This window comes from Klebsiella sp. V115_8 (assembly GCF_029967715.1).
In the GTDB taxonomy this organism is placed as follows: Bacteria; Pseudomonadota; Gammaproteobacteria; order Enterobacterales; family Enterobacteriaceae; genus Klebsiella; species Klebsiella quasipneumoniae.
This window is the reverse complement of the sequence record NZ_JASCAR010000040.1, coordinates 1-21,930: the sequence shown is the minus strand read 5'-3', so window position 1 is coordinate 21,930 and position 21,930 is coordinate 1. Positions and strand designations below refer to the sequence as shown.

The following is a 21,930-nucleotide window of genomic DNA, read 5'->3' as shown; positions in this document are numbered from 1 at the left end:
TCCAGTCCCCTTAAGACTGCAAGACGTCTGCAAGGCGATCAAGACGGCCGCGTACGCTGCCATCAATGACCATATCACCCGCACGGATGATAATACCTGCCATAACAGACTTATCGATTTTGCAATTCAGCTTAACTTTGCGTGACAGACGTTTTTCCATCGCGCTGACGATCCTGGCAAGCTGTTCATCACTCAGTTGGTTGGCAGATATGACTTCTACCTCTGCGATGGCCTCACTGGCCGCGCGCAGGTGAATGAATTGCTCAAGAACGTCCGGGAGCACCTTCAGACGATTATTTTCCGCCATCACCTTAATCAGGTTCTGGCCGTTTTCGTCAAGTTGCTCGCCGCAGATAGCGATAAACGCTTCTGAGAGCGTTTCCGGCGCCAAAGCACCGGAGAGAAGCTCTGCCATTTGGTCGTTTTTGGTCACTTCGGCGGCAAACGCCAGCATATCCTGCCAGCGTTCAACACTGTTGTGTTCGACGGCAAAGTCAAAAGCTGCTTTGGCGTAGGGGCGAGCTACCGTTACAAATTCAGACATCAGCCCCTCCCTCCTTACAGTTCAGCGACAAGTTTATCCACGATGTCGCTGTTAGCAGCTTCATCCACGGAACGTTCGATGATCTTCTCGGCGCCAGCAACAGCCAGGATAGCGACCTGCTTACGCAGCTCCTCGCGTGCACGTTTACGCTCAGCATCAATTTCAGCCTGCGCTTGTGCAACGATTTTGGTGCGTTCCTGTTCTGCTTCAGCTTTAGCTTCGTCCAGAATCTGAGAGCGGCGCTTGTTCGCCTGCTCAATGATTACCTGGGCTTCCGCTTTCGCTTTTTTCAGCTGGTCGGTCGCGTTGGCCTGTGCAAGGTCCAAATCTTTCTTAGCGCGTTCTGCAGAAGCTAAACCGTCAGAAATCTCTTTCTGGCGTTTTTCGATGGCAGCCATTAAAGGCGGCCATACGTACTTCATGCAGAACCATACGAAGATAACAAACGCGATGGCCTGGCCGAGGATTGTTGCGTTCATGTTCACAGCACAATACCTCTTTAATTAACTCTGTGGCTTAGGTTTCTAACAACTTACTACGCGACGGCGAACATCACGTACAGACCCAGACCTACAGCGATCATCGGGATAGCATCCACCAGACCCATAACGATAAAGAACTGAGTACGCAGCAGAGGGATCAGATCCGGCTGACGCGCTGCGCCTTCCAGGAATTTACCTCCGAGGATGCCGATACCGATCGCAGCACCGATTGCCGCCAGACCCATCATCACAGCGGCAGCCATGTACAGCAGATCCATATTCAGGTTTTCCATGACAGTCTCCAGTTTGTTTCAGTTAAAACGTAGTAGTGTTGGTAAAAATCAATGCTCTTCAGACGCCATCGACAGATAGACAATCGTCAGAACCATGAAGATGAAGGCTTGCAGCGTAATAATCAGGATGTGGAAAATGGCCCAAGGCACATTCAGAACCCACTGTGACCACCACGGCAACAGACCAGCAATCAGAATGAAAATCAGCTCACCGGCATACATGTTGCCGAACAGTCGCAGACCGAGAGAGACCGGTTTGGACAGCAGGCTTACCCCTTCAAGGATTAAGTTGACAGGAATGAACGCCCAGTGATTGAACGGCTGCATGGTCAGTTCTTTAACGAACCCACCTACGCCTTTCATTTTGATGCTGTAGAAAATAATCAGGATGAACACGCCAAGCGCCATCGACAGGGTGATGTTCACGTCAGCAGACGGAACCACGCGCAGTGCAGGCAGGCCGAAAATGTGTTCGCCGATATAAGGAAGCAGGTCGATTGGCAGCAGGTCCATCAGGTTCATCAGGAAGACCCAGACGAACACGGTCAGCGCCAGCGGCGCGATAACCTTGCTCTTGCCATGGTACATGTCTTTGACGCTGCCATGGACGAAGCCGATGATCATTTCGATGAAGGTCTGGAATTTCCCTGGTACGCCGCTGGTCGCTTTCTTAGCAACGCTACGGAACATGGCCAGGAACAGCAGACCGAGAACCACCGAGAAGAACATGGAGTCAATGTTGAGCGTCCAGAAGGTGGCCGGGGGGTTGTGCGGATCCACCAGCGAGAAAGTACGCAGATCAATCTGAAGGTTGTTCAGATGGTGACCTATGTATTCCTGCGGCGTCATATTTTCTGAAGCCATGATGCCTTTTACCCTTTGTTGTTGATTACAGCTGGCGCCAGAACTTGTACCACCAGCACCAAAACCCACGTCACGATCAGTGGCAAAAATACCACTTTTAAAACGGCCAGCGCCACCGCCAGGAGGGCGAAGGTCAGCAACACCTTGAAGGCTTCACCGAAGGCGAAGGTCCAGGCCACACGGCCTTTTGCTGGTGTATGCGCCTGATGACGCCAGGCAAAAATCATAAACATCAGGTTTGGCAAAACCACTGCCAAACCGCCGCATACCGCGGAAATGCCCCAGAAGGGGTCTTTGAGGCTAAACAGCAGTCCACTTGCTATTACTGCCAGTAACTGAATAAACAGAAGCTTGCGAGCAACGTTTCGACTCAAGAGCGACACTGACATCACGTTTTTACTCCTGCTCCCTTTGAGGTATGTCGCGTGTCGTATAAAACGTCCTTTAAGACGAAGAGTCAAGCATCAAAAAGCGGACAAATTATACGGTGACGCCCCGTGATTTCAAACAATAAGTAGCAAAATAGTGAATAAATGTTTAATTATTTTCCAACGGACAACTTTCCGTGCATTTCAGCGTTCTGTGAGCGGTCATACAAAACTGCAAATAACGTGGAAACACGGCAATTAAAGCGTGCATTAGATCACATAATAAACATTTCAAGCGCCCTTTAATGAATCAAGGACATAAAACACTATTTTTCATGTTTTTGATATTCAAGATAAAAAGTGAGGACATTATCTAAAACAACCCCACATACAATAAAAACCTTTTATTGACATTTATAATAAAAATTTAACATCACGATGCTGATCATCATTGTCGATTTTTAGCACCCTGATATTTTCAAAGTTGACTATTTTGTCAGTGAATCACTTAGGCTAAGTTAATCACAAGAAAAACCATAGTAAAAACATGGTTAAATGCAGCCCGATAATATCAGGAGGTGACCTTTATTTTTGTAACATTCATGGGCCACATTTTTTCCACATTTTTTGATAAAAATTAACTCGATTTTGGCGTAATCACCACCAGGTGCCGCTCCCCTTCCAGCTGAGGAACATGCAGCTCAATGACCTCGGCTATGGCATACCCTTCCGGCAGGTTTTCCATTTCGTCTTTTTGCGCTAACCCTTTGAGCGCATAGAAGTGACCGTTCGCGGCCGGCAAATGATGGCACCAGCTCACCATATCATTAAGCGACGCGAAGGCGCGGCTTATCACGCCATCAAACGGCGGCTCGGCCGGGAAAGCTTCCACGCGGCTCTGCACCGGCGTGACGTTATCCAGCTTCAGTTCATGCTGCACCTGACGCAGGAAGCGCACGCGTTTGCCAAGGCTGTCCAGCAGGGTGAAATGCGACTCCGGGCGCACGATAGCCAACGGGATCCCCGGCAGCCCCGGTCCCGTACCGACATCGATAAAGCGCGAGCCCTGCAGATAAGGCGCGACGATGATGCTGTCGAGGATATGACGCACCAGCATCTCATTTGGATCGCGAACGGAGGTCAGGTTATAGGCTTTGTTCCACTTATCGAGCAGCCCGACGTAAGCCACCAGCTGATTTTTCTGGTGATCGGTGAGCGAAATACCCGCTTCATCCAGCAGACGAGAAAGTTTGTTGAGCACGGTAAGTACCTTCAAAAAATAATGAGCCCGGAGGCGCTAACGCTTACCGGGCCAGGAATGATAAAGGCGAGCGCTGATTATGCAAGTGGGAAATCAGCGCGGCAGGCTGCCGCAATCAGGCGCTGCGACGCAGCATCCCCTGCTTTTTCAACCAAACCAGCAAAATAGAGATCGCCGCCGGGGTGATCCCGGAAATACGTGACGCCTGCCCTATCGACGACGGTTTATGGTCGTTTAGTTTAGCGATCACTTCATTAGACAGTCCGGTGACCTGACGGTAGTCGAGTGTCGCCGGTAACAAGGTATTCTCGTTGCGCTGCTGTTTCTCGATCTCATCCTGCTGGCGCGCGATATAGCCTTCATACTTCACCTGGATCTCAACCTGCTCAGCCGCCTGCCGATCTTCCAGCCCCGGCGCGAACGGCGAGAGCTGAACCAGCTGCTCGTAGGTCATTTCCGGGCGACGCAGCAGATCTTCACCGCTGGCTTCGCGCGACAGCGGCGCGGTCAGGTGAGCGTTCACTTCGGTAGCGCTCTCAGCCTGCGGGTTCACCCAGGTCGATTTCAGGCGCTGGCGTTCGCGCTCAATGCTTTCCAGCTTCTCGTTGTAACGCGCCCAGCGTTCATCATCCACCAGACCCAGCTCACGCCCCTGCTCAGTCAGACGCAGGTCGGCGTTGTCTTCGCGCAGCATCAGACGATATTCAGCACGAGAGGTAAACATGCGGTACGGTTCTTTGGTACCCAGAGTACACAGGTCATCCACCAGCACGCCGAGGTAGGCCTGATCGCGACGTGGCGCCCAGCCCTCTTTTTCCGCCGAGAAGCGAGCAGCGTTAAGACCGGCCAGCAGACCCTGAGCAGCCGCTTCTTCATAACCGGTGGTGCCGTTGATCTGACCGGCGAAGAACAGACCCTGAATGAATTTGCTCTCGAGCGTCGGTTTCAGATCGCGCGGGTCGAAGAAGTCGTACTCAATAGCGTAGCCAGGACGGACGATCCGCGCATTTTCCATCCCCTGCATGGAGCGGACGATTTGCATTTGCACATCGAACGGCAGGCTGGTGGAGATGCCGTTCGGATAAATTTCGTTTGAGGTCAGGCCTTCCGGTTCGAGGAAGATCTGATGCTGGTTGCGATCGGCAAAGCGCATGACTTTGTCTTCGATCGACGGGCAGTAGCGTGGACCGATCCCTTCGATCACCCCGGCGTACATGGGGCTGCGATCGAGGTTATTGCGGATCACGTCATGGGTTTTCTCGTTAGTGTGGGTGATGTAGCACGGCACCTGACGCGGATGCTGATCGGCAGATCCCATAAACGAGAAGACCGGCATCGGGTTATCGCCATGCTGTTGAGCCAACACGCTGAAATTGATGGTGCGCGCGTCAATGCGCGGCGGGGTCCCGGTTTTCAGTCGGCTTACGCGCAGCGGCAGTTCACGCAGACGACGAGACAGCGGGATCGACGGCGGATCGCCGGCGCGTCCGCCGCTGTAGTTATCCAGACCAATATGGATTTTGCCGTCAAGGAAGGTTCCGACGGTCAGCACCACCGCTTTGGCACGGAATTTGAGGCCCATCTGGGTGACTGCGCCTACGACGCGATCGTTTTCGACAATCAGATCTTCCACTGCCTGCTGGAAGATCATCAAATTCGGCTGGTTCTCCAGCGCAGTGCGTACCGCCTGACGGTACAGCACGCGGTCAGCCTGGGCGCGAGTGGCGCGTACCGCGGGGCCTTTGCTGGCGTTTAGTATCCTAAACTGGATGCCTGCCTGATCGATCGCTTTGGCCATCAGGCCGCCGAGCGCGTCCACTTCTTTTACCAGGTGTCCTTTCCCAATGCCGCCAATCGCCGGGTTGCAGCTCATCTGCCCCAGCGTGTCGATATTGTGTGTCAAAAGCAGGGTCTGTTGACCCATACGCGCTGCGGCCATTGCGGCCTCAGTGCCTGCGTGACCCCCGCCAATGATAATGACGTCAAAAGGATCCTGATAAAACATGTTGGTCTGCCTCGCATAACGCGGTTTGAAAATGGATTGAAGCCCGGGCCGTGGATTCTACTCGGCTTTGGTCTTTTGAGAAAGACTCCGGGATCCTGAGTATTAAAAAGAAGATCTTTATATAGAGATCTGTTCTATTGTGATCTCTTATTAGGATCGACTCTCTTTGTGGATAAGTCGGATCCGCGAAGTAAGATCAAAAGCTTAAGAAGGATCACTATCTGTGAATGATCGGTGATCCTGGTCCGTATAAGCTGGGATCAGAATGAAGGGTTATGCACAGCTCAAAAAGCGTACTGCGGTTATTCTTTGGATAACTACCGGTTGATCCAAGCTTTTAAGCATGGTTATCCACAGAAGAACGGACGATCTTTACAAATCTCAGAGCAAATTTTTCCAGGATCCCAGCCAAATTTCCGCCGGATCCTCGGGAATTTCATGTTCCAGCACGTTGATCTTCAGGGTCTCGCCGATCTGTTTTGCCCCGCAGGCCTTCAGCGCCGCTTCTAATTTATCGATCGCGCCGCAAAAAGTGTCGTATTCGCGGCTGCCGATCCCGATGGCGCCAAAGCGCACGGCGGAAAGATCGGCCTGCTGCGCCAGCAGCGCGTCATAGAAGGGAACCAGGTTGTCGGGAATGTCGCCGGCGCCATGGGTGGAAGAGATAACTAACCAGATCCCCTGCGCCTGCAGATCGTCCACCAGCGGGCCGTGCTGGATTTCAGTGCTGTAGCCTGCTTCTTCCAGCTTTTCCGCCAGATGCTCCGCTACGTATTCCGCACTGCCCAGGGTGCTGCCGCTGATAAGTGTAATGTCTGCCATAGATCGCCGATCGCCCGCTCAACTGTTCAGAGTGGCGTATTGTACGCTGTGAGCGAGCTGGGATCTACCTGTGGAAAAATGTGGGATTAAAAAAAACGATCAGGGCTTAATGGTGCGCATGATCGGGTTCTGCAGCACGATCAGGGTCTCGGTGGACTGAATTTCATCAATTGTTTGGATCTTGTTGATAAGTACCTGCTGCAGGGCATCGATGGATTTACACATCACCTTAATAAAGATGCTGTAGTGGCCGGTGGTGTAGTAAGCCTCGGTGACCTCCTCCAGGCTTTCCAGGCGGGCGAGGGCGGAGGGATAGTCTTTGGCGCTTTTGAGAATAATGCCGATGAAGCAGCCGACGTCATAGCCCAGCTGTTTGGGGCTGACGTCAATGCGCGCGCCGGTAATGATGCCCGCCTGTTTCATCTTTTCGACGCGTACATGAATAGTGCCGGGGCTGACGCTGAACTGTTTGGCCAGTTCGGCATAGGCGGTACGGGCGTTGGCCATTAGCGCATCGAGAATGCCGCGGTCCAGATTGTCGATCTGATAATTTTCCATATCTTTTTCTTATGAAGTTTGAGGGTTCTTACTATTTTAGCGCCATATTTTGATGAATTAAAAGTCGATGAGCCTTTTTATTGATTGATTATTGTATTGGTGGCCTGTTTTGTTGCTTAATCAATGGCAACAGGACGCAGGAGTCATAAAAATGAAAACCGCATATATCGCAAAACAACGCCAGATCAGTTTCGTTAAATCCCACTTTTCCCGTCAGCTGGAAGAGAAGCTTGGCCTGATTGAAGTCCAGGCGCCAATCTTAAGCCGCGTGGGCGATGGGACGCAGGATAACTTGTCCGGCTGTGAGAAAGCGGTTCAGGTGAAAGTGAAAACACTGCCCGACGCCCAGTTCGAAGTGGTTCATTCGCTGGCGAAGTGGAAGCGTCAAACCCTGGGACAACACGACTTCAGCGCGGGCGAAGGGCTGTACACGCACATGAAGGCCCTTCGCCCCGATGAAGACCGTCTGACGCCGATCCATTCCGTCTATGTCGACCAGTGGGACTGGGAGCGGGTGATGGGGGATGAAGAGCGCCACGTCGGCACGCTGAAGGCGACCGTCGAAGCGATTTACGCCGGGATCAAAGCCACCGAGCTGGCGGTCAGCCAGGAATTTGGCCTGACGCCGTTCCTGCCGGAACAGATCCACTTTGTTCACAGCCAGGCGCTGCTGAGTCGCTATCCGGATCTTGATGCCAAGGGCCGCGAGCGAGCGATTGCCAAAGAGCTGGGCGCCGTCTTCTTAATCGGCATCGGCGGCAAACTCTCTGATGGCAAGCGCCATGATGTACGTGCGCCGGACTATGATGACTGGAGCACTGAGGTTTCTGAAGGCTTTGCCGGACTGAACGGCGATATCCTGGTGTGGAACCCCGTGCTGGAAGATGCGTTCGAGATCTCCTCAATGGGGATCCGCGTTGACGCCGCGGCGCTGAAACGCCAGCTGGCGCTGACCGGCGATGAAGATCGCCTGAAACTGGAGTGGCACCAGGCGCTGCTGCGCGGCGAGATGCCGCAGACTATCGGCGGCGGCATTGGCCAGTCTCGGCTGACGATGCTGTTGCTGCAGCTCGACCATATCGGCCAGGTGCAGTGCGGCGTATGGCCGGCACAGGTTCGCGAAAGCGTTTCCGCGCTGCTGTAACGATTAGCGCCGCCAGCGTCGCAGCAGGCGGCTACGCAACCCGGTATCAAAGCGCCAGATATGATCGAAGATGCGCATGATGCCGGGTTTGCCGTGTACCGACATCGCCACCGCGTGAAAACGGTGCTGATGCTTTCGCTGTAACTCCCCCACCTGAGCAATCACCTCATCCGGCAACCGCTGGGCAATAAAGTCGGAGATCACCACGGCATCCGCATCCACCCACTGCGGGTTTTGCAGACGTTCAATAATGGCGCGAAAACAGCTGGCCAGATCGGTGCCGCCGCGAAAGCGCTGGCTCAGAAAGCGGATCGCCTGCTCCAGGCCGCCCTCGCAGGTCAGTTCGTAGTGCACCACTTCGCTGGAGAACAGCATAATAAAGCAGCGGCGGTTATCCGCTAGCGCGACGCGCATCAGGGCCAGACAAAAGGCTTTGGCGCACTGCTCGTTAAAACCGCCCATCGATCCTGACGTATCGACGCAGACAATAAAGGGCCCGCGCGGCTGTTCATCAAAATCCTGCCGCGTCACCGGGCGTTCGGTGATTTTTTCTCGCCAGGCGTCGCCGTGCAGCCGGTAGGTCAGGAGCTGTTTCTCCACCAGCTTGCGATAAAATTCAAACTCCAGCTCCGTGATGCCGAGCGTCGCCAGCTCCGGCGGCAGCAGGCGCAGAATGTCATCGCTCTGCTGGAGGCCGTCGACCTGTTCCGGCACCGTCGCTGGCTCGCGCACCAGGCTACGGAAGGTCTCCATCGGCGCGTCTTTCTTCGGCACGGATTTCGCTTCCCGTGAGCGCCCCAGCTGTTCCGCCAGCTGCAGCAGCTCCGGCTGCTGGTTAAGAAAATCGCCATAGCGCACGATCAGCTGATAGTCGCCACGTTTGAGTTCGCCGGCGCTCATATCCCACAGGCGTCCGGCGGCGGTGTCATTCTCCGCCAGCACCGGATCGAGCTGACCGCTGAGCGTCATTCGTTCCTGGACCTCACTGAGCAACTGATCTCGCTCCTCATCCAGCAGCTGCTGGTTAAGGCTGGTGGCTTGCACCACCAGGCTCAGGCGCCAGCGCTGTAAAAACAGCGTATGCAGCGCCGGGGTAAAGGTCGCATTGTCGTCCACCAGCTTCTGCGCCTGGGCGGCAAAAGGGGACTGGAGCTGGTGTAGCTTGCCGAGGATCTGCGGCAGCTGGACGATAAACTGCGAGGTAGAGAGCAGCTGAGCCTGCTGATAGGTTTGCACCTCGGCGTCCAGATCCGGCGGGACGTTAACCTCTTTTAAGCGGGCGCGAACGGCCTCCCGCCAGCGCGGAATATCCGCCGCGATGATGTTTTTCAGGCGGGGAAATTTCTCAAAGAAAACCGCCAGCTGCGGAGAGGCCAGCAGCGCCAGCAGCATCTCCTCGATCATTCCCTCTTCGCTGACTGCCAGCATGACATTCAGCATATCGAGCGTCATGGCTGCTTCGCCTGTTTAATCTGCGCGCCGACGTCCTGCAGGCTGGCTTCGATTCTTCCCAGCCACTCGACCGGGATAAACAGGCACTTCTGCTGCTCGCTGAAGCGGTTATGTTGCTGGTGCCACTCATCGTCCAGTGCCTCCAGCTGCTGGCGAATTTCCGCCGGCATGTTTTCCTGCGACGCGCTGCCGGGCAGCGAGAGGCGTGAGCCCTGCAGGCTGACGTCGCGAACAACCAGATGCTGGCTGGTGTCGACATCCATATTGAGCAGTTGGGCAAAGCCGATCCCGTTGAGCTTGCCGCGGATCTCGCCGCCCTTTTCCAGCCAGCTGGCTAACGCCTCGCGCTCAAAAGTAATGTGGATCACTTCCATATCGTGGAGTTTGAGCGGCTGCTGCAGCAGCAGGGTCAGGGTGGTCCCCTGGATCTCCGCCGGCAGCTCATAGTGCGGCTTGCGGCTAAACATGCCGCCAAGGCGGGTGACCTTTAGCGCCGTTTTGTCACTTTGCTGCTGTTGGATCTGAATGCGTCGCTGCACAATCGCCCCGAGCCGCGTCAGCATCGCCTGCTGCTGCCAGGCGTGGCAGGTCATCAGCGTTTCCAGCTGCTGCGACATCAGGTTCATGCTCTCGACGTTGTGCCACAGACAATCTTTCAGCAGGATAAGATCTATCGGCGCGATGCTGTCGCGGCCGCTGAAGAAGGCGCTGGCCTGCAGCAGGCGAATAGCCTTTTTCCAGCGGCGATCCGAAACGTATGGCGCGTTTGGCAGGGCATCCAGCTGCTGGCGCAGCTGGAATATCAGCTCAAACACCGCGTCCGGCAGTTTGATATTGCCGATCTGCTGCTGCCATTGCGTAAACTCTTCATCGCTAACCTGCAGCGCGCTGGGCACCGGATTGCTGTTTTCATCCTGCTGGCTGACCAGCATCGAACGGAAATTACCTTTATCCTGTACTTTATCGAGCCACAGACGGATCAGCATGCGGTCATACAGCGCTTCCAGGCTGCTGTCGGCTTCGGGCAGTTCGTTCGAGGCGGCCACCAGCAGGCGCATCGGGATTTTCTCTTCGTGAGCGCCGTTGCGGAAGTGACGTTCGTTAATCGCCGTCAGCAGGGTGTTGAGGATAGCCGGACCCGCTTTCCATATTTCATCGAGGAACACGATTTCTGCTTCCGGCAGGTAGCCGGCGGTTAAACGCTCGTAGCGGCCTTCATCTTTCAGCGCCTGAATGGACAGCGGGCCAAAAACCTCTTCCGGGGTGGAAAAGCGGGTCATCAGGTATTCAAAAGCGCGCGCCTGCTGGAAGGCGAACTTGAGGCGGCGGGCAATCAGGCTTTTGGCAATCCCCGGCGGACCGAGCAAAAATACGCTCTCGCCGCTGAGCGCCGCCAGCAGGCACAGGCGTATCGCGTGGCTGCGTTCAAAGAGTCCTTTTTCGAGTGCCGCGCTGAGTCGGGAAATTCTTTCAGCCAGTAAATGTGTTTGAGCCATAATTGAGTTGCGTGCTTTGTCATGTATCGTTATTGGGACGAGTATAGATGTTAGAGCAGGGGCGGTAATAGCCTGAAGAATCGATTTATTTTTTTTGAGCCAGGTTAATATGGTGTCTGTTAGGGGTACGATTTCACAAATAATCGTGCATACTGTGCGCTTTTTGTGGGCCAAGGGACTAGGCACACATTTGTTTTATAAACGAAAAGACTAGTCTATGAGCACTGATAATAAACAATCGTTGCCGGCGTTAACGCTGGCGGCCATCGGCGTGGTGTACGGTGATATCGGTACCAGTCCACTGTATACCCTGCGTGAATGCCTGTCAGGTCAGTTTGGCTTTGGCGTTGAGCGTGATGCCGTATTTGGCTTTTTGTCGCTGATTTTCTGGCTGTTAATCTTTACCGTATCGATAAAATACATCACCTTCGTGATGCGGGCGGATAACGCCGGGGAAGGCGGGATCTTAACGCTGATGTCGCTGGCCGGACGCAATACCTCGGCGCGGATGACCTCTGTGCTGGTGATCCTCGGCCTGATCGGCGGCAGTTTCTTCTATGGCGAAGTGGTGATTACCCCGGCGATTTCGGTGATGTCGGCGATAGAGGGGTTAGAAATTATCGCTCCGCAGCTCGATAGCTGGATTGTGCCGATCTCCATTATCGTGCTTACCCTGCTGTTTATGATCCAGAAGCACGGGACCGGGATGGTCGGCAAGCTGTTTGCGCCGATTATGCTTATCTGGTTCCTGCTGCTGGCGGTGCTTGGCGCGCGAAGCATTTACGCTAACCCGGAAGTTCTGCAGGCGCTAAACCCCTACTGGGCGGTGCACTTCTTCCTGCAGTACAAAACGGTTTCCTTTATTGCGCTTGGCGCGGTGGTGCTGTCGATTACCGGGGTGGAAGCGCTGTACGCCGATATGGGGCACTTCGGCAAACTGCCGATCCGTGTCGCCTGGTTCTCCGTCGTGCTGCCTTCGCTGGTGCTGAACTATTTTGGCCAGGGGGCATTGCTGCTTAAGCATCCGGAAGCGATTAAAAACCCTTTCTTCCTGCTGGCGCCGGAGTGGGCGTTGATCCCGATGCTGATTATCGCCACACTGGCGACGGTTATCGCCTCGCAGGCGGTGATCTCCGGGGTCTTCTCCTTAACCCGTCAGGCGGTGCGTCTGGGCTATCTGTCGCCGATGCGCATCATCCACACCTCGGAAATGGAGTCCGGCCAGATCTATATCCCGTTCATTAACTGGCTGCTGTATGTCTCGGTAGTGATCGTCATCGTCAGCTTCGAACATTCGTCTAACCTGGCGGCGGCATACGGTATCGCGGTCACGGGGACCATGGTGCTGACCTCCATCCTGTCGGCAACGGTGGCGCGCAAAAACTGGCACTGGAATAAGCTGTTCGTTGGACTGATGCTGGTGGCCTTCTTGTGCATTGATGTTCCGCTGTTCTCGGCGAACCTCGATAAGATTGTCTCCGGCGGCTGGCTGCCGTTGTCCCTGGGTCTGGTGATGTTTACGGTGATGACCACCTGGAAGAGCGAGCGTTTCCGCCTGCTGCGTCGAATGCACGAGCACGGCAACTCGCTGGAAGCGATGATCTCTTCGCTGGAGAAATCGCCGCCGGTGCGCGTGCCGGGTACTGCGGTGTATATGTCCCGCGCCCTGAACGTGATCCCGTTTGCCCTGCTGCATAACCTGAAGCACAACAAGGTGCTGCATGAGCGAGTGATCCTCCTGACCCTGCGCACCGAAGACGCGCCTTACGTGCATAACGTTCGCCGGGTGCAGATTGAGCAGCTGTCGCCCTCGTTCTGGCGGGTGGTGGCCAGTTACGGCTGGCGGGAAACGCCAAATGTCGAAGAGGTGTTCCATCGCTGTGGCCTGGAAGGACTCAGCTGCCGGATGATGGAGACCTCGTTCTTTATGTCCCATGAGTCGCTGATTATCGGCAAACGGCCGTGGTATCTGCGCCTGCGCGGCAAGCTTTATCTGCTGCTGCAGCGTAACGCCCTGCGTGCGCCGGATCAGTTTGAAATCCCGCCAAACCGGGTTATCGAGCTCGGTACTCAGGTCGAAATCTGATGTCAAAAAAGCCCTTCCGTTGCGAAGGGCTTTTTGTTTCTCACTCCGGCTGTCATCTCCTGTCGCTGTCTCGCGAAACGTTTCGATAGCGATCACATTTCTCTCTTCTGGTGATGGTTTTCTGCTCACGCATTGATAATAATTATTTTAGCGAAACGTTTCGCTAGTGGAGCAAAAGAGAAAAAATGAAAAAAGGCACCGTACTTAACGCTGATATTTCCGCGGTTATCTCCCGCCTGGGCCACACCGATACACTGGTGGTCTGCGATGCCGGATTACCGGTTCCCCGCAGCAGCGCGCGCATCGATATGGCGTTGACCCAGGGCGTACCTTCATTTATGCAGGTTCTGGAAGTGGTGACGACGGAAATGCAGGTTGAAGCGGCTGTCATCGCTGAGGAAATTAAGACGCATAATCCGCAGCTCCACGCGACGTTGCTCAACCATCTTGAGCAGCTGCAGCAGCACCAGGGAAACACCATTGAAATTCGTTACACCAGTCATGAGCAGTTCAAAAAACAAACCGCAGACAGTCAGGCGGTAATTCGCAGCGGGGAGTGTTCCCCGTTTGCGAATATCATTCTCTGTGCCGGCGTCACCTTCTGAGATCGCCGTCATGGAAGCCTTATTGCAACTGAAAGGGATCGATAAAGCGTTCCCTGGCGTCAAGGCGCTCTCCGGCGCCTCGCTGAATGTCTACCCTGGCCGGGTGATGGCGCTGGTGGGTGAGAACGGCGCCGGTAAATCCACCATGATGAAAGTGCTGACCGGGATCTATACCCGTGATGCTGGCGCTTTATTGTGGCTGGGCAAAGAGACCACCTTTAGCGGCCCAAAATCTTCCCAGGAAGCCGGGATCGGCATTATCCATCAGGAGCTGAACCTGATCCCGCAGTTGACGATCGCCGAGAACATCTTCCTCGGCCGCGAATTCGTTAACCGCTTTGGCAAAATCGACTGGAAGCGGATGTATGCCGAAGCCGACAAGCTGCTGGCGAAGCTGAATCTCCGTTTTACCAGCCAGAAGCTGGTGGGCGATCTGTCGATTGGCGATCAGCAAATGGTGGAGATCGCCAAAGTGCTGAGCTTCGAGTCGAAGGTCATCATTATGGATGAACCGACCGACGCGCTGACCGATACCGAAACCGAATCGCTGTTCCGTGTGATCCGCGAACTGAAATCGCAGGGGCGCGGCATCGTCTACATCTCCCACCGCATGAAAGAGATCTTCGAGATTTGCGACGACGTGACCGTGTTCCGCGACGGGCAGTTTATTGCCGAACGCGAGGTCTCCTCGCTGGATGAAGACCGCCTGATTGAAATGATGGTTGGCCGGAAGCTGGAAGATCAGTATCCGCATCTGGCTAAGGCGCCGGGCGCGGTGCGCCTGAAAGTCGATAATCTCTGCGGCCCGGGCGTGGAAAACGTGACCTTTACCCTGCGCCAGGGGGAAATCCTCGGCGTCGCCGGGCTGATGGGCGCCGGGCGGACCGAGCTGATGAAAGTGTTGTATGGCGCGCTGCCGCGCAGCAGCGGCTCCGTGACGCTCGACGGTCACGAAGTGGTGACCCGTTCGCCGCAGGATGGTCTGGCGAACGGCATTGTCTATATCTCCGAAGACCGTAAGCGTGACGGCTTAGTGCTCGGGATGTCGGTAAAAGAAAACATGTCCCTGACCGCCCTGCGCTACTTCAGCCGGACGGGGGGGAGTCTCAAGCATAAAGATGAACAGCAGGCGGTCAGTGATTTCATCCGGCTGTTTAACGTGAAAACGCCATCCATGGAGCAGGCGATCGGCCTGCTCTCCGGCGGCAACCAGCAAAAGGTCGCCATCGCCCGCGGGCTGATGACCCGGCCGAAGGTCCTGATCCTCGATGAGCCGACCCGTGGCGTCGACGTTGGGGCGAAGAAAGAGATCTACCAGCTTATCAATCAGTTCAAAGCCGATGGCCTGAGCATCATTCTGGTCTCCTCCGAGATGCCGGAAGTGTTGGGCATGAGCGATCGCATCATAGTGATGCATGAAGGGCATCTCGGCGGTGAATTCACACGCGAGCAGGCCACCCAGGAAGTATTGATGGCTGCCGCTGTGGGCAAGCTTAACCGTGTGAATCAGGAGTAAGAAAGATGACAACCCAGGCTGTTTCTGGTCGCCGTTATTTCACGAAAGCGTGGCTGATGGAGCAAAAATCGCTGATTGCCCTGCTGGTGCTGATCGCGGTGGTATCGACCATGAGCCCCAACTTTTTTACCGTCAATAACCTGTTCAATATTCTGCAGCAGACCTCCGTTAACGCCATTATGGCGGTAGGGATGACGCTGGTCATACTGACCTCGGGGATCGACCTGTCCGTCGGTTCCCTGCTGGCGCTCACCGGCGCGGTGGCGGCGTCGATCGTTGGCATTGAAGTGAATGCGCTGGTGGCGGTCGCTGCTGCCCTCGCATTAGGTGCGGCGATCGGCGCAGTCACCGGGGTGATTGTGGCGAAAGGCCGCGTGCAGGCTTTCATCGCCACCCTGGTGATGATGCTGCTGCTGCGCGGCGTGACCATGGTGTACACCAACGGCAGCCCGATCAATACCGGCTTTAGCGATAATGCCGATCTGTTCGGCTGGTTTGGTATCGGACGTCCGCTGGGGATCCCGACGCCGGTATGGATCATGGCGATTGTCTTCCTGGCGGCCTGGTACATGCTGCACCATACTCGCCTGGGTCGTTATATCTACGCCCTTGGCGGTAATGAGGCGGCGACGCGCCTGTCCGGGATTAGCGTCAATAAAGTCAAAATTATCGTCTACGCGTTGTGCGGGATGCTGGCGTCGCTGGCCGGGATTATCGAAGTGGCGCGCCTCTCCTCCGCGCAGCCGACGGCCGGGACAGGCTATGAGCTGGACGCCATTGCGGCAGTCGTGCTCGGCGGCACCAGCCTGGCGGGCGGCAAAGGACGCATTGTCGGCACGCTGATTGGCGCGCTGATCCTTGGCTTCCTGAATAATGGTTTGAACCTTTTAGGCGTTTCTTCCTATTACCAGATGATCGTTAAAGCGGTGGTGATTTTGCTGGCGGTACTGGTAGATAACAAAAAGCAGTAACTGAGAACTCTACAGGACATCTTAACTATGAATATGAAAAAACTGGCGACCCTGGTCTCTGCTGTTGCGCTAAGTGCGACCGTTAGCGCGAACGCGATGGCCAAAGACACCATCGCTCTGGTTATCTCTACTCTCAACAATCCCTTCTTCGTGTCGCTGAAAGACGGCGCGCAAAAAGAAGCTGACAAACTGGGCTACAACCTGGTGGTGCTCGATTCCCAGAACAACCCGGCGAAAGAGCTGGCTAACGTTCAGGATTTAACGGTGCGCGGCGCGAAGCTGTTGCTGATCAACCCAACCGACTCTGATGCCGTCGGCAATGCCGTGAAGATGGCGAACCAGGCGAAAATCCCGGTCATCACCCTCGACCGTCAGGCGACAAAAGGCGATGTCGTGAGCCACATCGCCTCTGACAACGTGCAGGGCGGAAAAATGGCGGGTGATTACATTGCGAAAAAGCTGGGTGAAAGTGCGAAAGTCATTGAGCTGCAGGGCATTGCCGGGACTTCCGCGGCGCGCGAGCGCGGCGAAGGCTTCAAACAGGCCGTGGCGGCGCACAAGTTCAACGTTCTGGCCAGCCAGCCGGCCGATTTCGACCGTACCAAAGGGCTGAACGTGATGCAGAACCTGCTGACCGCCCATCCTGACGTCCAGGCGGTGTTCGCGCAGAATGATGAAATGGCGCTCGGCGCTCTGCGCGCGCTGCAGACCGCAGGCAAGTCCGATGTGATGGTGGTTGGATTTGACGGCACTCCGGATGGCGAAAAAGCAGTAAACAGTGGCAAACTGGCGGCGACCGTCGCACAGTTGCCGGAGCAGATCGGCGCGAAAGGCGTTGAGACTGCTGATAAGGTACTGAAGGGCGAAAAAGTGGAAGCTAACTACCCGGTTGAGCTGAAGCTGGTCGTTAAGCAGTAATATGCGATTCGGACTGGCAACGGTCCGAGGGACAATATAAAAAAAGAAAAGCAGGGCATGCGCCACCGGATCCCGGTGGCGCGCTTTCCCGGGAACAGAAACGATGAAAACTGCAGGCAAACTTGTCGTCCTTGGCAGCATCAATGCCGATCACATTCTCAACCTTGACGCTTTCCCGACGCCGGGTGAAACCGTCACCGGCAACCACTACCAGCTGGCGTTCGGTGGTAAAGGGGCCAACCAGGCGGTGGCCGCCGGGCGCAGCGGGGCGGATATCGCGTTTATTGCCTGCACCGGCGATGACGACATCGGTGAACGCATCCGCCGCCAGCTGGCGAGCGATAAAATCGATGTGGCGCCTGTGCGCGCGGTCGCCGGGGAAGCAACCGGCGTGGCGTTAATCTTCGTTAACGCCGAAGGTGAGAATGTCATCGGTATTCATGCCGGCGCCAATGCGGCCTTATCCGTCGCTCAGGTAGAGGCGGAAAAAGAGCGGATCGCCAGCGCGCAGGCGTTGTTGATGCAGCTCGAGTCGCCGCTGGAGAGCGTGCTGGCGGCGGCGAAAATCGCCCATCACCATCAGACCACCGTGGTGCTTAATCCCGCGCCAGCGCGTGAACTGTCCGATGAACTGCTGGCGCTGGTGGATATCATTACCCCCAACGAAACCGAAGCGGAAAAGCTGACGGGGATTCGCGTTGAGAGTGACGAGGATGCGGCAAAAGCCGCCGACGTGCTGCATGCCAAAGGCATTGGTACGGTAATGATCACCCTCGGCAGCCGCGGCGTCTGGCTCAGTGCCGAAGGCGAAAGCCGCCGGATCCCAGGGTTTCGCGTGCAGGCTATTGATACTATCGCGGCCGGCGACACTTTCAACGGCGCGCTGGTGACCGCGCTGCTGGAAGGGACCGCCCTGCCGGAGGCGATCCGCTTTGCGCATGCCGCGGCGGCGATTGCCGTGACTCGCAAAGGCGCGCAGCCTTCCGTGCCGTGGCGCACAGAGATTGATGAATTTTTAGCGCAACAGGGGTAATGCTTGGCTACGATGAAAGATGTGGCCCGCGTCGCGGGCGTTTCCACATCGACGGTGTCACACGTCATCAATAAGGACCGCTTTGTCAGCGAGGCGATTACCGCCAAAGTCGACGCCGCGATCAAAAGCCTCAACTACGCCCCCTCGGCGCTGGCGCGTAGCCTCAAGCTTAATCAAACCCGCACCATCGGCATGCTGATCACCGCCAGTACCAATCCGTTTTATTCCGAGCTGGTGCGGGGCGTGGAGCGCAGCTGCTTTGAGCGGGGTTATAGTCTCGTACTCTGTAATACGGAAGGTGATGAGCAGCGAATGAATCGTAATCTGGAGACGTTAATGCAAAAACGCGTCGATGGATTACTGCTGCTGTGCACTGAGACCCACCAACCCTCCCCGGAAATTATGCAGCGCTATCCGTCGGTTCCGACGGTCATGATGGACTGGGCGCCGTTTGATGGCGATAGCGATCTGATTCAGGATAACTCGCTGCTCGGTGGCGATATGGCGACCCAGTACCTGATCGATCAAGGGTATTCACACATAGCCTGCATTGCCGGCCCGCTGGATAAAACCCCGGCGCGTCTGCGCCTTGAAGGTTACCATGCCGCGATGGCGCGCTGCGCTCTGCCCGTAGCCGAGGGATACGTGGTGACCAGTGATTTTGAATTTGGCGGCGGATTTAGCGCGATGCAGCAGCTGCTGGCGTTGCCGCAGCGGCCGCAGGCGGTGTTTGTCGGTAACGACGCCATGGCGGTTGGCGCTTATCAGGCGTTATACCAGGCCGGGTTGCAGATCCCGCAGGATATGGCGCTGGTGGGTTACGATGATATTGAACTGGCTCGCTATATGACGCCGCCGTTAACCACCATTCACCAGCCGAAAGATGAGCTGGGGGAACTGGCCATCGACGTGCTGATCCATCGCATGGCCGACCCGCAGCAAAAACAACAGCGCGTACAGTTAACTCCGGAGCTGGTGGTCCGCGGTTCCGCTTAGCGTTTGTGCCGCTCGCTAATCAGGTTGCGGCCATCCTTCGCTCTCAACAGCATAAACATCAGCGCCGACACGATGGTTATCACGCCCATGGTAATAAAGGTGTAGTGAAACTGCTCTACGGTGCTGGCGCTGTCAAAACCTTCATAGAAGCGCAGCACCGCAGCGCTGATGGCCACTCCGAGACTGATGGAAAGCTGCTGGGTGACTGCCAGCAGGCTATTGCCGCTGCTGGCATTGTCATCCGTCAGATCGGCCAGGGTAATGGTATTCATGGCGGTAAACTGCGTGGACATCGCCATCCCCAGCACGAACAGCGGCAGAAGCAGCATCCACAGCGGCATTTCTGGCGACTGCAGCGAGAACTGGGCAATCATAAGGCCAATAAACACGGTGATCCCCACCAGGGTCTTACGATAGCCAAACCAGCGCAGCACCTGGGTAACGGTAGATTTCGCAATAATCGAGCCGATAGCGGTGGGGGCGATCATACAGCCGGCGATAATGGCCGGATAGCCAAAGCCAACCTGCAGCATGAGCGGCATCAGAAAAGGTACGCAGCCGGTACCCAACCGCGTGGCAAGGTTGCCGGCAATGCCGACCGAGAACGTATGGGTCTTAAATAAAGAGAGCGAGATCAGCGGCGCAGGATGGCGGCGCGCGTGACGGACATAGGCCAGGAGCAGTATCAGACTGACGGCGATCACCGCCAGCGCCAGCCATGTCGCCACGATTTTTTCGCCAAACAGTTCAATACCGCTGGAAAATAACACCAGGCTTAAGCCAAATAACAGAAAACCGGTTATATCGAAGCGTCGGCGCGGCGTTGTGAAATTTGGCATATATTTACGGGCATACAGAATGCCGATCACGCCGATGGGAATGTTTATCAGGAAAATCCAATGCCAGCTGGCCCAGGTCACAAATACCCCGCCGAGAACCGGGCCCAGAATCGGTCCTACCAGTCCCGGCATGGTGACAAAGTTCAGTACCGGCAGCAGTTCGCTGCGCGGATAGGCGCGCAGGAGGGCTAGCCTCGCCACCGGCATCATCATCGCCCCGCCGACCCCCTGAATAACGCGAAAAATGACCAGCTCCGTTAATGAACTCGAGAGCGCGCAGGCGAGGGAGCCGAGAGTAAACAGGCTAACGGCGATGATAAAGACCCGGCGCGTGCCGAAGCGATCGGCCAGCCAGCCGCTGACCGGGATCAACATCGCCACCGTCAGCGTATAGCTGATGATGGCCGACTGCATTGCTAAGGGGGAACGGTTCAGGCTGTGGGCGATAGCCGGGAGGGCGGTGTTAAGAATGGTGGCATCCAGCGCCTGCATAAAGAAGGCCATCGCCGCGATCCACGGCAGGCCAGCCATGCTGCGCCCTTTTTTTCCGCTCATGCCAAATCCTTGTTATTGATTTACGTGGTGTGGGGCGTTCAGCAGCGCCTGGCAGGCGAGCAAGGCACCTGGCGCATCGCTATTGAGAATGGCATCGACGATCGCCTGGTGGAGATCGAGCTTCACGACTTCATTTTGCGTAATCGACGTGAAGTAGGTGTGGTAGACGGAATGAAATAAAGAGGCGAATGAGCTGAGGAAAGGATTGCCGCTCATTTCATAGATATGTTCATGCCAGGCCATATCGACGTCTATCCAGCGATCGCGCTGAAAATGACGTTTCAGGGCGATCATCTCTTCCATAAGGGTATTGAGCTGCGCTTTCTGTTCCGCGGTGCCGTGGGCGGCGGCGAGGAAACAGGCCTGTGGCTCCAGGCTGCTGCGCATGACGAGAAAGTGGCTCACCACCTCTTCGAAGTTATCTTCCGTGAGCCACCAGGAGAGTAGTTCCTTATCCAGGAAGTTCCAGCTGCTGCGCGGCATTACCCGGGTGCCAATGCGAGGGCGGGGCAGCAGCATGCCTTTTGCAGTCAGCGTCTTCACCGCTTCGCGGACGGCGGTACGACTCACGCCGAACTGCTCCCCTAACTCCATTTCGCCGGGAAGAATGCTTTCCGGCTGATATTCGCCAGTCAGTATCTTTTGGGCGAGCTTCTCGGCCAGTACCCAGGAGATGTTCTTTTGTGCCGCCAGTTGCTGTGCGCTTAAAGACATAAATGCCGTTCCTTTCTTTTCTCTACACTAACAGTATGCCACCAGGCGCCCCGTTTCGTCGGTTAAAACAGCAAAACGGCGGTTTTTTGCGACATTCCTCGCCGCATTGTTGAAAAAAGAGACGGTTGAAAAGTTTTTTTGCATTTCCCCTTGTCACCTCAGAATTACTCCCTATAATGCGCCTCCACTGACACGGAACAACGGCAAGCAAGCCGCCGGGTCAGCGGGGTTCCGGTGAGAACCTCGCAGAGAAAAGCGAAAATAAATGCTTGACTCTGCAGCGGGAAAGCGTAATATGCACACCCCGCGCCGCAGCGAAAAACGAAGCGGCACTGCTCTTTAACAATTTATCAGACAATCTGTGTGGGCACTCAAAGTGACATGGATTCTTAACGTCCTCGGACGAAA

At 55.7% G+C, this 21,930-nt stretch carries 21 protein-coding genes; 8 read left to right on the top strand and 13 right to left on the bottom strand.

The window, feature by feature from the left end; translation table 11 throughout:
• Nucleotides 1-10: 10 nt before the first annotated feature.
• The 9 genes from atpH to asnC form a co-directional block, all read right to left on the bottom strand.
• Nucleotides 11-544, bottom strand: a complete 534-nt coding sequence (atpH, locus tag QLG03_RS18340; protein WP_004202307.1) for a F0F1 ATP synthase subunit delta — start codon at nucleotides 542-544, stop codon at nucleotides 11-13.
• A gap of 14 nt (nucleotides 545-558) precedes the next feature.
• Nucleotides 559-1,029, bottom strand: coding sequence for a F0F1 ATP synthase subunit B (gene atpF, locus QLG03_RS18335; RefSeq protein ID WP_004107293.1), 471 nt, complete (start codon nucleotides 1,027-1,029; stop codon nucleotides 559-561).
• A 50-nt stretch (nucleotides 1,030-1,079) separates the two neighbouring features.
• On the bottom strand, nucleotides 1,080-1,319 hold the full coding sequence (gene atpE, locus QLG03_RS18330; protein WP_000429386.1) for a F0F1 ATP synthase subunit C: 240 nt from the start codon (nucleotides 1,317-1,319) through the stop codon (nucleotides 1,080-1,082).
• A gap of 48 nt (nucleotides 1,320-1,367) precedes the next feature.
• Nucleotides 1,368-2,183: a F0F1 ATP synthase subunit A gene (gene atpB / locus QLG03_RS18325; protein WP_023291475.1), complete on the bottom strand. Its 816-nt coding sequence runs from the start codon at nucleotides 2,181-2,183 to the stop codon at nucleotides 1,368-1,370.
• A gap of 8 nt (nucleotides 2,184-2,191) precedes the next feature.
• On the bottom strand, nucleotides 2,192-2,572 hold the full coding sequence (atpI, locus tag QLG03_RS18320) for a F0F1 ATP synthase subunit I (RefSeq protein ID WP_110244071.1): 381 nt from the start codon (nucleotides 2,570-2,572) through the stop codon (nucleotides 2,192-2,194).
• Nucleotides 2,573-3,188: 616 nt separating this feature from the next.
• Entirely contained in the window at nucleotides 3,189-3,812 is a 624-nt protein-coding gene (gene rsmG, locus QLG03_RS18315; protein ID WP_044525110.1) for a 16S rRNA (guanine(527)-N(7))-methyltransferase RsmG, read from the bottom strand.
• 115 nt (nucleotides 3,813-3,927) lie between these two features.
• Nucleotides 3,928-5,817, bottom strand: a complete 1,890-nt coding sequence (mnmG, locus tag QLG03_RS18310; protein WP_147734118.1) for a tRNA uridine-5-carboxymethylaminomethyl(34) synthesis enzyme MnmG — start codon at nucleotides 5,815-5,817, stop codon at nucleotides 3,928-3,930.
• 381 nt (nucleotides 5,818-6,198) lie between these two features.
• The gene (mioC, locus tag QLG03_RS18305; protein WP_017899651.1) at nucleotides 6,199-6,639 is read right to left on the bottom strand and encodes an FMN-binding protein MioC; all 441 of its coding nucleotides are present in this window, start codon (nucleotides 6,637-6,639) and stop codon (nucleotides 6,199-6,201) included.
• A gap of 99 nt (nucleotides 6,640-6,738) precedes the next feature.
• Nucleotides 6,739-7,197: a transcriptional regulator AsnC gene (asnC, locus tag QLG03_RS18300; protein ID WP_002882510.1), complete on the bottom strand. Its 459-nt coding sequence runs from the start codon at nucleotides 7,195-7,197 to the stop codon at nucleotides 6,739-6,741.
• A 151-nt stretch (nucleotides 7,198-7,348) separates the two neighbouring features.
• On the opposite strand from asnC, the gene asnA reads away from it, so the two are divergent.
• Nucleotides 7,349-8,341, top strand: a complete 993-nt coding sequence (gene asnA, locus QLG03_RS18295; RefSeq protein WP_023291478.1) for an aspartate--ammonia ligase — start codon at nucleotides 7,349-7,351, stop codon at nucleotides 8,339-8,341.
• A 3-nt stretch (nucleotides 8,342-8,344) separates the two neighbouring features.
• On the opposite strand, the gene viaA is transcribed toward asnA, so the two are convergent.
• Nucleotides 8,345-9,793: an ATPase RavA stimulator ViaA gene (gene viaA, locus QLG03_RS18290; protein ID WP_032454444.1), complete on the bottom strand. Its 1,449-nt coding sequence runs from the start codon at nucleotides 9,791-9,793 to the stop codon at nucleotides 8,345-8,347.
• Nucleotides 9,790-11,289 (bottom strand): ATPase RavA, encoded by a 1,500-nt coding sequence (ravA, locus tag QLG03_RS18285; RefSeq protein WP_060590682.1) that lies wholly within the window; start codon nucleotides 11,287-11,289, stop codon nucleotides 9,790-9,792. The genes viaA and ravA overlap by 4 nt, the downstream gene beginning before the upstream one ends.
• Nucleotides 11,290-11,506: 217 nt before the next feature.
• Here ravA and kup point away from each other — a divergent pair, with 217 nt between their 5' ends.
• The 7 genes from kup to rbsR all read left to right on the top strand — a co-directional run bounded on the left by kup (nucleotide 11,507) and on the right by rbsR (nucleotide 19,414).
• Entirely contained in the window at nucleotides 11,507-13,375 is a 1,869-nt protein-coding gene (gene kup, locus QLG03_RS18280) for a low affinity potassium transporter Kup (protein WP_004202319.1), read from the top strand.
• Between the two features lie 185 nt (nucleotides 13,376-13,560).
• On the top strand, nucleotides 13,561-13,980 hold the full coding sequence (gene rbsD, locus QLG03_RS18275; RefSeq protein ID WP_004202320.1) for a D-ribose pyranase: 420 nt from the start codon (nucleotides 13,561-13,563) through the stop codon (nucleotides 13,978-13,980).
• Between the two features lie 10 nt (nucleotides 13,981-13,990).
• Entirely contained in the window at nucleotides 13,991-15,496 is a 1,506-nt protein-coding gene (rbsA, locus tag QLG03_RS18270) for a ribose ABC transporter ATP-binding protein RbsA (protein WP_023291483.1), read from the top strand.
• A gap of 5 nt (nucleotides 15,497-15,501) precedes the next feature.
• Entirely contained in the window at nucleotides 15,502-16,467 is a 966-nt protein-coding gene (rbsC, locus tag QLG03_RS18265) for a ribose ABC transporter permease (RefSeq protein WP_004202322.1), read from the top strand.
• 27 nt (nucleotides 16,468-16,494) lie between these two features.
• Nucleotides 16,495-17,385, top strand: a complete 891-nt coding sequence (gene rbsB / locus QLG03_RS18260; protein ID WP_004202323.1) for a ribose ABC transporter substrate-binding protein RbsB — start codon at nucleotides 16,495-16,497, stop codon at nucleotides 17,383-17,385.
• 103 nt (nucleotides 17,386-17,488) lie between these two features.
• Nucleotides 17,489-18,418 carry a ribokinase gene (rbsK, locus tag QLG03_RS18255; RefSeq protein ID WP_023291484.1) on the top strand — a complete coding sequence of 310 codons (930 nt, stop codon included), beginning with the start codon at nucleotides 17,489-17,491 and terminating at the stop codon, nucleotides 18,416-18,418.
• A gap of 3 nt (nucleotides 18,419-18,421) precedes the next feature.
• Nucleotides 18,422-19,414, top strand: coding sequence for a ribose operon transcriptional repressor RbsR (rbsR, locus tag QLG03_RS18250; protein ID WP_087672188.1), 993 nt, complete (start codon nucleotides 18,422-18,424; stop codon nucleotides 19,412-19,414).
• On the opposite strand, the gene mdtD is transcribed toward rbsR, so the two are convergent.
• The gene (mdtD, locus tag QLG03_RS18245) at nucleotides 19,411-20,808 is read right to left on the bottom strand and encodes a multidrug transporter subunit MdtD (protein WP_023291486.1); all 1,398 of its coding nucleotides are present in this window, start codon (nucleotides 20,806-20,808) and stop codon (nucleotides 19,411-19,413) included. The genes rbsR and mdtD overlap by 4 nt on opposite strands.
• 12 nt (nucleotides 20,809-20,820) lie before the next feature.
• Nucleotides 20,821-21,522: a FadR/GntR family transcriptional regulator gene (locus tag QLG03_RS18240; protein WP_023291487.1), complete on the bottom strand. Its 702-nt coding sequence runs from the start codon at nucleotides 21,520-21,522 to the stop codon at nucleotides 20,821-20,823.
• Between the last annotated feature and the right edge of the window lie 408 nt (nucleotides 21,523-21,930).

Bases quoted from the DNA above. Each gene is read 5' to 3' on its own strand.
- atpH (WP_004202307.1), bottom strand. From the start codon at position 544: ATGTCTGAATTTGTAACGGTAGCTCGCCCCTACGCCAAAGCAGCTTTT.
- atpE (WP_000429386.1), bottom strand. From the start codon at position 1,319: ATGGAAAACCTGAATATGGATCTGCTGTACATGGCTGCCGCTGTGATG.
- atpB (WP_023291475.1), bottom strand. From the start codon at position 2,183: ATGGCTTCAGAAAATATGACGCCGCAGGAATACATAGGTCACCATCTG.
- atpI (WP_110244071.1), bottom strand. From the start codon at position 2,572: ATGTCAGTGTCGCTCTTGAGTCGAAACGTTGCTCGCAAGCTTCTGTTT.
- mnmG (WP_147734118.1), bottom strand. From the start codon at position 5,817: ATGTTTTATCAGGATCCTTTTGACGTCATTATCATTGGCGGGGGTCAC.
- mioC (WP_017899651.1), bottom strand. From the start codon at position 6,639: ATGGCAGACATTACACTTATCAGCGGCAGCACCCTGGGCAGTGCGGAA.
- asnC (WP_002882510.1), bottom strand. From the start codon at position 7,197: ATGGAAAATTATCAGATCGACAATCTGGACCGCGGCATTCTCGATGCG.
- asnA (WP_023291478.1), top strand. From the start codon at position 7,349: ATGAAAACCGCATATATCGCAAAACAACGCCAGATCAGTTTCGTTAAA.
- viaA (WP_032454444.1), bottom strand. From the start codon at position 9,793: ATGACGCTCGATATGCTGAATGTCATGCTGGCAGTCAGCGAAGAGGGA.
- ravA (WP_060590682.1), bottom strand. From the start codon at position 11,289: ATGGCTCAAACACATTTACTGGCTGAAAGAATTTCCCGACTCAGCGCG.
- kup (WP_004202319.1), top strand. From the start codon at position 11,507: ATGAGCACTGATAATAAACAATCGTTGCCGGCGTTAACGCTGGCGGCC.
- rbsD (WP_004202320.1), top strand. From the start codon at position 13,561: ATGAAAAAAGGCACCGTACTTAACGCTGATATTTCCGCGGTTATCTCC.
- rbsA (WP_023291483.1), top strand. From the start codon at position 13,991: ATGGAAGCCTTATTGCAACTGAAAGGGATCGATAAAGCGTTCCCTGGC.
- rbsC (WP_004202322.1), top strand. From the start codon at position 15,502: ATGACAACCCAGGCTGTTTCTGGTCGCCGTTATTTCACGAAAGCGTGG.
- rbsB (WP_004202323.1), top strand. From the start codon at position 16,495: ATGAATATGAAAAAACTGGCGACCCTGGTCTCTGCTGTTGCGCTAAGT.
- rbsK (WP_023291484.1), top strand. From the start codon at position 17,489: ATGAAAACTGCAGGCAAACTTGTCGTCCTTGGCAGCATCAATGCCGAT.
- mdtD (WP_023291486.1), bottom strand. From the start codon at position 20,808: ATGAGCGGAAAAAAAGGGCGCAGCATGGCTGGCCTGCCGTGGATCGCG.
- QLG03_RS18240 (WP_023291487.1), bottom strand. From the start codon at position 21,522: ATGTCTTTAAGCGCACAGCAACTGGCGGCACAAAAGAACATCTCCTGG.